The following is a 13,926-nucleotide window of genomic DNA, read 5'->3' as shown; positions in this document are numbered from 1 at the left end:
ACGCCCGCTCCCCACTTGAAAGGCCGGGGCGCGGACCTGCCGGACGGGAGGCAGGACAGGCCCGCCGACAGAAGACGGCCCTCCCACTCCTCTTTCCGGCCCGCTCAGGTATCGGCGGCCTCCAGAAAGCGTGCCACGTCCGCTGGCGCGAGTTGCGGATGCAGGATCGCCCGCAGCGCGCCGCGTCCCAGCGCACGGAGATCATCATTGAAATCGCCCAGCCGTGGCGACAGGCCGATCAGTTCGATCCCGGCGTCACCCGCGCGGGCGTGCAGCGTCGCCAGCGCCTGATCCCCGGCCGGATCGTCGTCGCGCAGGACGTAGAGACGGCGTAGCAGCGGCGGAAAGATCAGGGCAGCGAGATGTGCCGAAGACAGGCAGGCGGCCAATGGCAGATCGGGCAGAACCTGCCGCAGCGAAAGCACCGTCTCGATGCCTTCCCCGGCGGCGAGCACGTCGGATGCCACCCCGAAGCGCACGGCATGACCGAGCAGCCCGCCCAAGGCACGGCGCGGATGGTCGACCGGTGCCTTGCCACGGCCGTCCGCCGCCAGCCAGGTGCGATGCACACCGGTCAGAGTGCCGTCGAGGTCGGTGACAGCGGCGATCATGGCGGGCCAGGTCTCGGTCAGACCGTCCTCGTCCGGGCGGTAAAAGCAACGCGGATGGAAGCGCAGGGCTTCGGTTCCGTGCAAAAGCGTAATGTCGCGTCTACGGAGATACGCGTCTACGGATGTGCCTATGATCGGCCCGGACATGGCCCAGAGCCGTCGTGCCGCTTCGGAAGAACTGGCGGAAGCACGCTCACGGGCAGGTCGGTCCTGTGACGGCGGCACTGGGTCAGGATGCGGCAGGCTGAGGAAGGCGCGTGCCTCGTCGGCCACGTCGCGGAAATCCACCAGGCCGAGGCTTTCGCGGATCACGTCGAGCAGGTCGCCATGCTCACCCGACTGAGCGTCCGTCCATTTTCCCGCCCTGCCGTTGGCGGTGTCGTGGAGCCGGACGAACAGCGACCGGCCGGGCGTATTGCGCACGTCACCGACCAGCCAGTAATTGCCGTGACGGCGACCGGCGGACAGATACTGCCGGCACACCGCCTCCGCGTTCTCCGCCAGCCGACGGGCGAGATCGCCTGCATCATGCAAGGTCATCGCCCTGCCCTCCTGTGTCGGGATTGCCTCCGTCCAGGGCGATCGCCAGCCAGCGATCGGTGGTCATCCATGAAATCGTTTTGCGCCTGCCAAGGTCAAGCAGATGCGCACCGCCGCTGAAGGCGCCTATCCGGGGACGTGAGGCCGTATTGGCCCACTGGAATCCCCATCGGCCCCGCAACCGGAATATTCGCGCACAGCGTAGCACGAATTCCACCACCTGATGCGGATCTCCGATCGTCTCATCGTGCATCCAGAGTTTCGTGCCGCCATATTCGGGCACGATCGATAGGACAAAACCGTCAGAGGGTGGATCTTCCGCCGCCAGTTCGTCCATGAACGCATTGTAGAGGTCGAGCGCCTTTGCGGCATTGTCCACTGTGCCCACATCGAGAACGCAGGAAAAATGCGTGAAGAAATCAGCCATCGGAAAAACTCCCGAAACGAAAAAGCCCGGCGCAGTGGCCGGGCTCGTAAAAACGTCTTTACGGAAAAGCGTGCAGTCGTCTTTCAGGACGCACGCTCCATCAGCCTGCGGGCCTTCTCCTCCAGATCCAGCCGCGTGTCCTGATTGGCCTTTGTCCGCGCCAGCGCCGTGATCCCCTGCACGAAATCGAACACGCTCTCCGGCTTGCGCCCTTCCTCATGCAGCACGGTTTCGATGATCTTCGTTGTCTCTGGCTTCGAGAACCCGCGACGACGCAGGAAACTTTCGCGGTCCTCGTCGGTTTTCGCCACCAGCGCCTTGCGCGAGGCCTGAATGCCCGAGACGAACGAGGCCGGGCTGGCTGTGGCGAAGTTCCGTAGCGCCGGTGTCGCCTGATGCACGAAGCGTGAGGCTGCAAACTTGCTATGCCGGATCGTGATCTGTTCGAAATTTTCGACGCCCCACAACATACGATTTTGACACGCTCCGCGCAGGTAGAATGACGCAATGCCGAGGCTCTTGCTGCCGACTTCTGAATTCCATGCATAGAAACCCCGGAAATAGAGATCGGGCTCACCATTGGGCAGGCGTCCCGCCTCAATCGGGTGTGTATCGTCGACGAGAAACAGGAACACATCGCGATCCGATGCGTAGAGCGTCGTGGTTTCCTTCGTAATGTCCACATAGGGGTTATGGGTCATCGTGGCCCAGTCGATCACACCGGGCACCTTCCAGTTGGTATCGCCGGTGCCATCACCGGCGATCTTGCGCACCGCGCCCACCAGTTCATGGTCCCAGATACGACCGTAATCGGGACCAGTTAAAGCACGCAGTTCGACGCGCCCGTCCTCGGTTTCCAGCGTCTTGACCAGTTCGGCCCGGTGCGACAGCAACCCGTGCTGCAGGTTGATTGCCGCCAGCGGAGCCGGAAGATTGCGCAGGTACGACGAGGGGGCACCAACCAGGCTGCACATCTGGCCAAAGGACCAGTGTGTGGGAGCAATCGGGTCATTCTGCCCCGGCACGGTCAGGGTCAGGCGCTCGGCATTGTCGCGGCTCGCCTCCACTCGGATGGCGCGGCTTTCTACCGTGCGGGCCGTAGCCCGATCCGCACGCGCCAGCGTGGCGGCATGCAGCTCGGACAGCGAGAGATACCGCTCATCATCGGGGCGCGAGAACCATTCGGACGAGACGCGGGCACTACGCTTCCCGCGCGAAGGATCGATCCGGAAGCCGCCGGACGCCGCACCACGGAACGCAGGGGGCAGGATGGTGGTTGTAGTCATGGAAAACTCTCCTCTGATGCCGGTTATTCGGCACAGAAGGCGAAGCCACCCTCTTCCTCTGATCACCACTTCCCACGCGGGATCCCATCCAACCGCAGAAACACCTGGCCCCTCATTCCGGAACACGGCGTCCCCGTCACCTACCGGAAATCACGACTGCAATGGGGGGGGAAGCCGAATGTCTGCTTCAGAACTGGCCTGATCATAAACTGCCACCATGGGAGCACGTATAGTCCTTGAATTTTCCATGAGGATTTTTCAGATTCTGACACGTGAGGATGAGGCCGTATAACTATTTCGGGTAATCTTCCGTCAAATGCAGAATCGACTGGCTGCGAAAAAAGTCAGGAGAACTAATTATCAAACGGAGAAAGTGCTTCAATAATTCGGCATCCTGAAATATTACCTCCCCCGCATGATTCTATCATCGTAGAAAGTTCATGGCGCAATGCGATGAGATCCGCAATTTTGCGCTCAATTTCTGCCATATGGTCACGAGCAATTCTATCAACTGTCTTACAATCCTGGGTTCCCTGATCCGTTAGGGATAATAGAGCTCTTACCTGGTCTAATGAAAAACCCAGATCCCGAGATCGACGAATAAAAGACAGTCTCGCGAGTGCCTCATCATCATAAGTGCGATAATTGCCATCGGTCCGCTGTGGCGGAGCCAGAAGACCGATCCGTTCGTAATAGCGGATCGTCTCGACTTTGGTATTCGTCGCCTTCCCCAAGGCACCAATCGATCGCATTCCCTGCCTCTTGACCCTGTAGTTGCTACAGGGAGCATACATTAAAACAGATGATTCGTCAGGGAGGCGCTGGATGGCAGGAGGATGCTGTGGTGGATGCACAGATACGCCGCTACCAATCAATAAATCATGGCGGAGAGCGCTCCTGATCGCGCTTTTTCTCAATGCCAGCATGTTTGCCGTTGAAGCTGGGGCTGGCGTGTCGGTTGGATCTGCATCCGTACAGGCGGACGCGATTGATTTCCTTGGCGACAGCGCCAACTACGCAATAAGCCTCAGTGTTGCCGGAATGGCATTGCGATGGCGAGCTGGCGCGGCCTTTCTGAAAGGCCTGACCCTGTTCATGGCTGGGCTATGGGTAATGGCCAATGCTGGGTGGATAGTAATGAACAGCAACCATCCGCCTCACCCAGACGCAATGGGCGGCATTGGTCTGCTTGCCCTCGCGGTCAATCTGGCCTGTGCCCTCATATTATGGACACACCGGAAAGGTGATGCCAACCGCCGTTCTGTATGGATCTGCTCTCGTAATGATGCGATCGGAAATGTTGCCGTTGTGCTGGCAGCTCTGGGCGTGTTTGGCACTCGTTCTGCGTGGCCGGATATTGCGGTAGCTGCCATCCTTGCGATGCTTGGTATTAGTGGAGGTGTGCAGATTATGCGACAATCGAGAGTAGAACTAACAGATAACAAATCAGATATATCACGACATATCAATGTATAAATCATATAATACTCTAGAATATATTAAGCAGGTAAGGAGACGCACACGCTATAATGCGGCATTCATTCTCCTGATTTTTCCCCTGCTCTGTGGCTGTACAAATAGTGATCACTCAAATATTTCGCCGGAATCAGATGTCCAGAAATTTTCCAGCCGTCAATTTACGGATGCCGGATTGCAAGAATTCATTACAAAAGTTCTCGGACCAAACGTATCGAGTCAGGAAAACGCATGGGGCATCACTCGCCTGACGCTTGCTACCTTGTATTTTCATCCCGATATCCTTGTAGCTAAAGCTGAACTGGAAACGGCTCGCGCTGGAATCAAGACAGCCGGTCAACTGCCCAATCCCAGTTTCACGGTGCTGGGTGGCCCATCGGCTCATTACGTCGGCTACGGCGCGTCAATACTGATCGAATTTTTCGGCAGGCGTTATCACCGTATCAAAGAAGCCAGATATCGGGCTGCCGTCGCGCAATGGGAAGTCATCAATACTGCATGGAAACTACGCAGCGACACGCGGTCTGCTCTTCTCGGCGTCTGGGCTGTATCCGGGCGCCTCAAGCTTGTGGAAGAGACTGCGGCAGCTAAACGCGAACTCTTTACCCTGGAACAGGCACGTTTTGATCAGGGGCGAGCATCCGCTCTCGAAATATCGCAGGTACGGACGGAAATGATCCATGCCGAGTTGTCTGTCAGTGATCTGCGGCGCGAGTATGCCGTCCGTAAGGCAGCTCTGGCAGGAGCAATCGGGGTTCCTGCCGAAGCACTTGATTCCATTGCTCTTGATACAAAAGCATTTGATGTCTGTCCCGACCTCATGGAATACCGCGATTCACAGGACATGAGATACCAAGCCGTAATGCAACGCGCGGATCTGCGGGAACTTCTTGCGTCTTATGACGCCGCCCGACAGGCTCTACGGGTCGAAGTTTCCCGACGCTATCCCGATGTCACCATCAGTCCCTCCTATAACTGGGATTTTTCAAATCGCTTTGAGGTAAATCCCTCTCTGCAAATTCCGATTTTCAATCAGAACGAAGGCCCCATAGCTGAAGCTGTTGGGCAGGAGCATGAGGCGGCGGCTCGTCTCCGGCGTGCAGAGAACACGGTGTTTAAGTCCATCTCGCAGGCTACGGCCAATTACCGCGGCACGACATCAATTCTGCTACAGGCGGATGAACTTGCCAAAACCGTACGGGTAAGGCTGAACCAGATGCAGCACCGCCTTCAGTCAGGCGCAATCGACCGACCAACGATGGTTATGACTCATATAGAGCAGATTCAAGCAGAGACCGCTCTTCTTGAAGCAGAAATTCAGCAACGGCAAGCCATAGGTCAGATCGAAGATGGCATGCAGCAGCCCATTTTTGATCACACCAGTGCCGCGCAGGTTTCCGGCCTGCTTGAAAATAACCAAAGGAACTCACCATGAAAGCGAGGGCCTTCTGGCTGCCTCTTGTAGGTCTTTCTGTCTTCCTAGTTCTAAACGTGGCGGACATTGCTATTGCAGATGATGATGATCCACCAGTTTCGGTTCTTGGCGCAGAGGCGACCGTGACGGTCTCCCCGGAAGCAGTTACGAAGAGTGGCATCGCTTCTGCACGACCCAGCATCGTGCCTTGGAGAAAGTTGGTTCCCGCCTATGGTTACGTTCTGAACGCAACACAACTTATCACTCTTGTTAGTGATTATGCTGACATGAAAGCGCGGCTGGAGAGCATGCAGGCACAGCAGACGCTTGCCCGTGCGAAACTCGATCGTGACAAAGGACTGTATCGCGACCGGCAGAATATCTCTCAGGAACAATTCCAGGAGACAACAGCCAGATTTCAGTCCAACTCAGCTATGGTAAAAGCAGAACAGGTCCGGGTGAATAACGCACTTAATATTATCAGACAGCAATTTGGTTCGGTCATATCTGACGCTACCGAAAAAAATACAATTTTCATTACACAGTTACTTCAACAACAAGTGGTCTTGGTCAAGGTGACCCTTCCACCAGATACGGATCTACCAACCCCACCAAGTCAGGCGGATGTGACCGATTATGGAAACACGGGTGGACACGGGACAATGCTCCACTATTTGTCTCCTGTAACCATGACCGATCCTGCTATTCAGGGGCGTAGCTTTTTCTATTTTGCGTCGGCTGAAAGTCAGCTTGTCGCGGGCATGAATGTTTCCGTTCTCCTGCCTACCGAAGAGGAACGTCCCGGTATCCGGATACCTGCATCAGCTATTATCTGGCTGCAAGGTAAGTCGTGGATATACCGTGATAACGGACACGGAAAATTTACACGCCTACCCCTTACGACCGACGTGCCGGACCGAGAAGGTGGCTACCTGATCCAAGATACTCCAGGACAAATCACACACGAAACGCAAATCGTCGTAGGGGGTACGCAATTACTTCTGTCTGAAGAATTCCGAGCTCAGCTTGAATCAGGAGGCGATGACGACTGATGACGGGACGTTCTTTCAGCCTTCAGGCAGCTATTATCGGGTTTTCGATCCGCTTCCGGGGCGTGGTTATCGCAACCGCATGTCTGTTGTTCTTCTATGGCCTGTATGGCTTGAGACATGCCAGCTATGATGTGTTTCCGGAATTCATTCCGCCACGGGTCACGATCCAGACCGAAGCCGCTGGTTTTACGCCGGAACAGGTCGAAACATTGGTTAGTCGCCCAATGGAAATTGCCCTGAGCGGCCTCCCGGGTATTCAGCGCGTGCAATCGACTTCGATTCAGGGACTGTCAGTCGTCAACGTCCTGTTTGCGACATCGACCGATATTTATCGCGCCCGGCAACTGGTCGGGGAACAAATGAATGTTGTTGCACAGCAATTGCCAGCCGGTGTTCATGCTCCGACTATGACGCCACTGACCTCATCCGCCGGTCTGGTACTGGTGATTGGTCTGACGTCGGAACAACAGTCCCTCATGCAGTTGCGCACGCTTACTGACTGGTCATTAAGGCCGCGTCTGCTGGCGTTGCCTGGTGTGGCTGGAGTCAGTGTGTTTGGCGGGGAGCGTCGGTCACTCCAGATACAGGTACATCCAGACCAACTCATCTTGCATCATATCGGACTTGATGACGTCCTTGCGGCTGCCCAGGAAGCAACTGGCATACAGGGGGCCGGCTTTATTGATACCCCGAACCAAAGAGTCGTTCTTCAGTCTGACGGTCAGGCCCTGACGCCAGAAAGTCTGGCCCGCACTGTGATTGTCCGCTCTGATAATGGTGCTGTCACACTGGGCAGTATTGCCACTGTAACTGAAGCCCCTATTCCCGCCTTCGGCGCGGCCAGTATCGAGGGAAAGACAGGCATTGTGGTTAATATATGGGAACAGTACGGTGCCAATACGATGGCTGTGACCCGGGAAATCGAGGCGGCACTTACCGATTTCCGCCCGCAATTGCAGGGACAGGGGATTACATTGCATGCTGACCTGTTCCGACCCGCCAATTTCATTACGACCGCATTGGGGAATGCCACACAAGCATTGCTTCTGGGCGGTTTTCTGGTGGTTGCCGTAATCTTTCTTTTCCTTTTTGACCTGCGAACCGCTGCAATCTGTTGCGCCACCATACCTTTGGCTATTCTGATAGCCCTGTCGTTGCTGGAGACACTCGGGGTTACTTTGAATGCCATGACCCTGGGGGGGCTTGCTATCGCCATCGGCGAGGTCGTGGATGACGCCGTGATCGGGGTCGAAAATGTTACACGCCGATTGCGTGAAAACCGGCTTCTGGTCCAGCCCGCATCTACAGCGCGCGTCGTACTCGATGCATGCGTTGAAGTCCGCAGTGCAGTGGTTTACGCGACCTTTGCTGTCATTATCGTTTTCTTGCCTGTCATCGCCCTTCCCGGACTTTCGGGACGACTGTTTGCTCCACTGGCAACAGCTTATGTTCTTGCGGTCATGGCTTCTCTTGCCGCTGCTGTAACCGTTGTACCTGCACTCTGCGCATGGCTCTTGGCGACGCCTGGAGAAACCCGGAGAGAGCCCCCCCTGGCAGGGTGGACCGCCAGAGCTTATGAACGTCTTCTGGCCAGATTAATGCGCCATCCCCGATTTGTTATAGGCGGGATGATCCTGACCACCTTGATAGGGTTTGCGGCCCTTCCATTCCTTGAAAGCGATTTCATTCCTGATTTCAAGGAAGGTCACCTTATCATTCATATGACGGCTGCTCCGGGGACTTCCCTGGAACAGTCTCTGAAATTAGGTAGACAGGTTACAGAAAAACTTCGTCAGCTTCCCGAAATCCGTTCGGTTGCTCAGAGAGTCGGACGCGCCTCGCTGGATGAGGACACGTCTGGACCACATACCAGCGAGTTTGAGGTTGATTTGAATCAGGTGGATGGGAAGGCTTCCCGACAGATTGATGCCCGCGTTCGCAAAGCGCTTGACGGGTTCGTTGGGGCCAGTTTTTCTGTCAGTAGTTTTTTGACGATGCGCGTAAACGAAACCCTTTCTGGTTCGTCTTCGGCTGTGGCAATCAATATTATTGGCGATGATCTGGATGTATTGGATATCCAGGCAAATAATATTGTCCGCATGTTGCATCAGATACATGGCGCAACAGATGTCCGGATAGAAGCACCCCCTGGTGTTCCGGAACTTGCTATTCGGCTACGCCCTGCTGATCTGGAGCGCTGGGGGCTTCGGTCGGCGGATGTACTCCGATCCATCCATACAGCCTGGCAGGGTGAAACCGTGGGGCAGATATACGAGCGTTCTGCGGCTTTTAATGTTATGGTTCGTCTTGATGACGCAAGTCGTAATGATGTTGCGTCTGTCGGCTTCCTGCCACTGCATACTGTTCACGGAAACTACGTACCACTCCGCGCTGTCGCAGACATATATGAGACGAACGGTCGCTATCAGGTGTCACATCTGGGAGCACAGAGAACACAGACTGTCACCGCAAATGTTACAGGACGATCAGCTCAATCTTTCGTTCAGGACGCACGCACGGCTATAGCAAAAAATATCAAACTGCCTCTTGGAACCTACGTTCAGTTTACATCCGCAGCGGAAGCTGAATCACAATCACGCAAGGAACTGTTTATAAATTCCGGGCTCGCTGCCATAGCGGTCATGATTCTGCTCTCAATAATCACACAAGGATGGCGCAATCTCGCTCTGATACTCGTCAATCTTCCCTTCGCATTTGTCGGCGGCATTCTGGCAATCATTGTTTCCGGCACAACGCTAACTCTTGGGGCAACAGTCGGCTTCGTTACTCTATTCGGGATTACGCTTCGGAATTCGGTGATGATGATTTCGCATTTTGAGACTTTGGTCGAGCGGGAACATCTCACATGGGGAGTAACAACAGCGCTCCGGGGGGCCAGAGACCGCGTCGTCCCCGTACTCATGACATCGCTCGTTACGGCGCTTGGACTGGCGCCTCTGGCTGTTGATATGAATGCGCCTGGGCGGGAAATCGAAGGACCTATGGCAGCTGTCATTCTTGGAGGGCTCATGACATCAATGATACTTAACCTGTTTGTTTTGCCTATTCTTGCTGTCAAATTTGGTAGTTTTTCTGAAAACGAAACGGGAGTTCCGGAAACCTTGTTCAAGTGACAGGTATGGGCCACTGCTGCACAGAACTACTTGAAGATTATGTCCGATATGCCAATAGAACCCAGAATGAAAACTGCTTCCGTATCACGCTCGGCCACCATTCGGTCTGGCTCGACCTTCTGGTTGGGTTCGGAATTGCCTTCATGAATCTTGACGCTGTCCAGAAAATCTGGATTGCCGCCCGCACCGAACATCATCGTGTCAAGGCCGAAAACCGAAAGCATCGTTGCCCGATCCAAATGATTTATACTCCCTGCCCAGTGGCTTCGGGCGTGTCTTGCTACGGCCAACCTAAGCGCCTGTATTCTTGCTGGTTATTTCCCATAACGATCACCCCACTCTCGGCTCCAAGTGATAGCGGGGGACTGCGCGGACTATGTCCGTTATGCGAAAGGCGAGCCAACCCACTTTTATGTCCGACATGTAGGCGACAACCGACATTACAATGAAGGACGCGGGACGGAGATCGTCCCTACGTCGCAAAGCCAGACTGGCAACTCGCACCGACCTGGTTCATTGTTTATGTAATGAATCCGTTTCGTTCGCCCGACACCGACCTCCCCCTGTCGCATGCCCTCATCCTGAAGGCCGCGCTGCTGACGATCGGCTATATTGAGGAAAACGGCCCGATCGGCCTCACGCCCACCAAGGCGCTCAAGCGCTATTTTGTCGCGTGGGCCGCCGAGGCATTTGACTGGCCAGCCTATACGGTCGAAGACCTCTACGCCGTTAACAAAGTCCTCAATGAACACGATTTCCCGCCGCTGGTGATCCTGCATGAGGTTCTGCTCAGTGCGAAGCTCGCACGGCATTTCAAGGGAACCCTGCGGCTGACCGACCTGGCGAGAAAACTCAGATCGGAGCCTGCCCGGCTCTGGATGCTGTTAACGACCCATCTCCTCTTTGTCGTTGACCACAGTCCTTACACCCGAAGCGATGAGCCGCTGTTCGGCAACTGGGATATCTTTCTCAACGTCATCAATATCGAAGCCCAGGCTGCCGTCACCGAAGAGCGACTATGTTCGGTTCTCTACGGGGGTGAAGAGGAGGAGATCCGTCACCGGGATTTCAAGCTGACCGCCAGTCTGTACGTCCATGTCCTGCGTCCACTGTGCTGGGCAGGACTGCTCAACGAGCACCGAACCGGTACCGGCCTCAACAGGCGGGATTTCTATACCAAAACACCCTTATGGACAGCGGCCCTCAGGCTTGAAACGGATCGACACCTGCAGCCGGTGACCCGTCACTGACCACCGTCGACAGCCATTCCGGCGTGATGTCGTCGTTCCCATATAAAAGGCGCCTTCCGGAGACCGAAAGGCGCCAATACCAGTCAGCGGGCTGACATCACTCGGCCGCCACCGCGTCCGGGCTATCGGGCATATGAGCTACCCCTGCTCCCCCTTCACTTCGCTCCGCCACGTTCCTCGTCCGCAATGCCTCGGGCAGCCATCCGGAGCCCTCCAGCAGCCGCTCAGCCGCTTGCGCCATGTCACCCTTCTTCATATGGGCGATACGCTCTGCCGCCTCGGCTCCCCGCGCCTCGCGCACGGCTTCGAGGATGCGGGCCTTGGTGACGCGGCCGAGATAGTTCTCCACCGTTGGCTGCCAGCCTGCTTCGGCCAGATCGAGCGCGAGCGCAGTGGTGAGACGGCCTGCTCGCGCAAGCCGCTCCCTGACGCTGCGTGCCAGAGACGGACCATGAGGCGATTCATGCAGCGCGTTGATCCCGAAAGACAGGCAATGCGCTAGCAGGGCCAGACGGCTGGTGTCGTCCAGCCGGTCGAGCCACAGCCAGAGTGCAGCCTCGTCTTCCGGCAAATCGTGCTTCCAGCCCTCGTTGCGCTGGCGCAGCGCGTGGGCCGGCAGGCTGCCGGGCATGTCGGGGGAATGGACCTGCAGCGGGATTTCCCGGACATAGGCTTCCAGGCAATCTGCGCCCGAAACCTGCCAGTACAGATCGCGTACCAGCGTGTGAAGCAGTTCGGTCAGCGCGACATGCGGATTGCTGGCAAACGCATCCCGCAGGGCCAGTGTGCGCCAGGCCGTCAGTTCCGTCAGCAGGCGATCGGAAAGCGGTTTCAGTCCGTATTCCTCCTCGGGGTCGGTATCGGGTGCGCCTTCCCTCCCATCCCCTTCGGCATCATCGCCATCGCCGCGGTGGTCAATGGCGTCGTCATATCTGTCTGATTCGTCCTGATCGACTTCGAGTTCGACCGGCATATCTTCCGGCCGGACGAAACCCCGTGCGACCAGCAGCGTGCCGTCTGTATCCAGGCTGACGAAGACACCGGCCCGGACCATGTCCGCCGGATCGAAGGAAACAGGGCGTTCTTCCAGCGCCTCGATAGCCTGCTCGATTTCACCCAGCCGCGTATCGACGTCCTCCGGGAACTCATCGGCCTGCGCGTATTCCGCCTCAATGGTTTCCTGCTCGCTGTGCAGAGCGGTCAGACGGCCCGCTTCTTCATCGGAAAGTTCAACGGTCGTCCCGTCGATCTCCGCGAACTGCCGTGTGTGTCCCCAGGGGAAGGACAGAGCCGTTTCGACCCATTTCCAGCCTTCGGCTCGGATATCCTCGGCCGCTGCCGCCAGTTTTTCCATCACCAGCCGGTCGAGAAGAGTGGGATCGCCCAGCCAGCCGCCATCGTCGGCTTCGAACAGGTCACGCATGACGGGACCGCCAGCCGCAAGATAGGCGTCCAGCCCGACGAAGCTTACGCGGCGATCCGATGCGCGCACGGTTTTTTCCGTCAGCATGCGGCGGATCAGATAGGGCTCGCGGTTATGGCTCTGGGCAATAATCTCCCAGACCTGCTCCTGCCGCGCAGGATCGTCGCTGATCGAGAAGGCCATGAGCTGTTCCAGCTTCATGCCGTCCTGCTCGTAAATCTCGAGCAGTTTGTCGGACACGGTCATCAGGCGCAGGCGCTGTTTGACCACGGTGGGCACGACGAAGAACGCGGCGGCGATCTCGTCCTCGGACATGCCCTTCTCCAGCATGTCGCGAAAGGCACGAAACTGGTCCAGCGGATGCAGCGCCACGCGCTGCACGTTCTCGGCCAGGGAATCATCCTCGGCGAGAATGGCCGATCCGGCCTCGCGCACGACACAGGGCACCGGGGCCGTTTTCGCCAGTTTCTTCTGCTTTACCAGCAGTTCGAGCGCGCGGAAGCGACGACCGCCGGCTGGCACTTCATAGGTGCCGGTTTCTGCCCCCTCGCCGTTCAGAACGGGCCGGACGTTCAGGCTCTGGAGCAGCCCACGACGTTCGATATCGCGGGCCAGCTCCTCGATCGACAGGCCGACCTTCACACGCCGCACGTTGGACTGCGACAGCACCAGCCTGTTGAAAGGGATATCACGGGACGCATTGAGGGCGATTTTCTGGATGGCGCTCGCCATGGCGGGACACTCCGTGACGGACCGGCGGAAGACTCTCTCCCCCCTCTTTATCCGTCACGAAATCACTCCCACCCTCTGACTTTTCATGAAAAACCCGAGGCCGATTAAGTCCTTAACCATCCTCTTGTCGGTCGTCCAGCCTGCGTTATCTGCTCCTCGAAACTGGACATGTGTACTCGCAGTATACATCGCAAAAGATGTGATGTTCAGATCTGTATCTGAATCAAAACACCAACATGAACCGCACCGTCAACAGAATATGCTAGGCCCCGTGTAATCCACAGAAAAAGCTACCGAATGTCTCAAACAAAAACGACGCCTCGCCATTCGGCGCTTCTGACTGAAGCCGGATCGCGACATCATGACACCTATTAATTACATCATGATATACACAAACGATGTTTCAAAACCTACTGGACGACGTATTTAGGGCAACCTTGTGCAGTCCAGCGATACGTCGTGATGTTCTCCCCACCCCTTTTGCCGGGAAGTGGCACACCTTCGGGCATTTAAATCCGCCAGACAGTTCTTGAACTCAGCCGTTCCCGGAGTATGCCCCATGCTCCGGCAACTTTGTTTGT

The 13,926-nt window shown here is 56.6% G+C and carries 11 protein-coding genes; 5 read left to right on the top strand and 6 right to left on the bottom strand.

From position 1 onward, the window contains the following. Positions 1-104 precede the first annotated feature (104 nt). The 4 genes from HKD21_RS01610 to HKD21_RS01595 form a co-directional block, all read right to left on the bottom strand. A complete protein-coding gene (locus tag HKD21_RS01610) occupies positions 105-1,151 on the bottom strand; it encodes a DUF7146 domain-containing protein (protein WP_010517764.1) in 1,047 nt (348 codons plus the stop codon). Next, positions 1,138-1,578, bottom strand: a complete 441-nt coding sequence (locus HKD21_RS01605) for a hypothetical protein (protein WP_010517766.1) — start codon at positions 1,576-1,578, stop codon at positions 1,138-1,140. The genes HKD21_RS01610 and HKD21_RS01605 overlap by 14 nt, the downstream gene beginning before the upstream one ends. A gap of 83 nt (positions 1,579-1,661) precedes the next feature. Continuing rightward, entirely contained in the window at positions 1,662-2,864 is a 1,203-nt protein-coding gene (locus HKD21_RS01600) for a hypothetical protein (protein WP_062497132.1), read from the bottom strand. 353 nt (positions 2,865-3,217) lie between these two features. Next, positions 3,218-3,616 (bottom strand): MerR family transcriptional regulator, encoded by a 399-nt coding sequence (locus HKD21_RS01595; protein WP_070325597.1) that lies wholly within the window; start codon positions 3,614-3,616, stop codon positions 3,218-3,220. A gap of 73 nt (positions 3,617-3,689) precedes the next feature. On the opposite strand from HKD21_RS01595, the gene HKD21_RS01590 reads away from it, so the two are divergent. The 4 genes from HKD21_RS01590 to HKD21_RS01575 are packed head-to-tail and all read left to right on the top strand — an operon-like array spanning position 3,690 to position 9,940. Then, the gene (locus HKD21_RS01590; RefSeq protein ID WP_010516881.1) at positions 3,690-4,340 is read left to right on the top strand and encodes a cation transporter; all 651 of its coding nucleotides are present in this window, start codon (positions 3,690-3,692) and stop codon (positions 4,338-4,340) included. Next, positions 4,333-5,775 (top strand): TolC family protein, encoded by a 1,443-nt coding sequence (locus tag HKD21_RS01585; RefSeq protein ID WP_012813328.1) that lies wholly within the window; start codon positions 4,333-4,335, stop codon positions 5,773-5,775. The genes HKD21_RS01590 and HKD21_RS01585 overlap by 8 nt, the downstream gene beginning before the upstream one ends. After that, positions 5,772-6,806, top strand: a complete 1,035-nt coding sequence (locus tag HKD21_RS01580; protein ID WP_003618801.1) for an efflux RND transporter periplasmic adaptor subunit — start codon at positions 5,772-5,774, stop codon at positions 6,804-6,806. The genes HKD21_RS01585 and HKD21_RS01580 overlap by 4 nt, the downstream gene beginning before the upstream one ends. After that, positions 6,806-9,940: an efflux RND transporter permease subunit gene (locus HKD21_RS01575; RefSeq protein ID WP_010516883.1), complete on the top strand. Its 3,135-nt coding sequence runs from the start codon at positions 6,806-6,808 to the stop codon at positions 9,938-9,940. Before HKD21_RS01580 ends, HKD21_RS01575 begins: the two co-directional genes overlap by 1 nt. A 26-nt stretch (positions 9,941-9,966) precedes the next feature. Here the strand turns inward: HKD21_RS01575 and HKD21_RS01570 are convergent, their stop codons facing one another. Continuing rightward, complete coding sequence (locus tag HKD21_RS01570) at positions 9,967-10,164, bottom strand: hypothetical protein (protein WP_010516885.1); 198 nt, start codon at positions 10,162-10,164, stop codon at positions 9,967-9,969. Positions 10,165-10,467: 303 nt separating this feature from the next. On the opposite strand from HKD21_RS01570, the gene HKD21_RS01565 reads away from it, so the two are divergent. Further along, entirely contained in the window at positions 10,468-11,190 is a 723-nt protein-coding gene (locus tag HKD21_RS01565) for a hypothetical protein (RefSeq protein ID WP_029604276.1), read from the top strand. 97 nt (positions 11,191-11,287) lie between these two features. Here HKD21_RS01565 and HKD21_RS01560 read toward each other — a convergent pair whose 3' ends face one another. Beyond that, positions 11,288-13,345 carry a ParB/RepB/Spo0J family partition protein gene (locus tag HKD21_RS01560; RefSeq protein WP_194253889.1) on the bottom strand — a complete coding sequence of 686 codons (2,058 nt, stop codon included), beginning with the start codon at positions 13,343-13,345 and terminating at the stop codon, positions 11,288-11,290. Between the last annotated feature and the right edge of the window lie 581 nt (positions 13,346-13,926).

The organism is Gluconobacter cerevisiae, from assembly GCF_015244675.1.
In the GTDB taxonomy this organism is placed as follows: Bacteria; Pseudomonadota; Alphaproteobacteria; order Acetobacterales; family Acetobacteraceae; genus Gluconobacter; species Gluconobacter cerevisiae.
The sequence above is the reverse complement of the archived record's forward strand: the minus strand, read 5'-3'. Positions and strand labels throughout refer to the sequence as shown.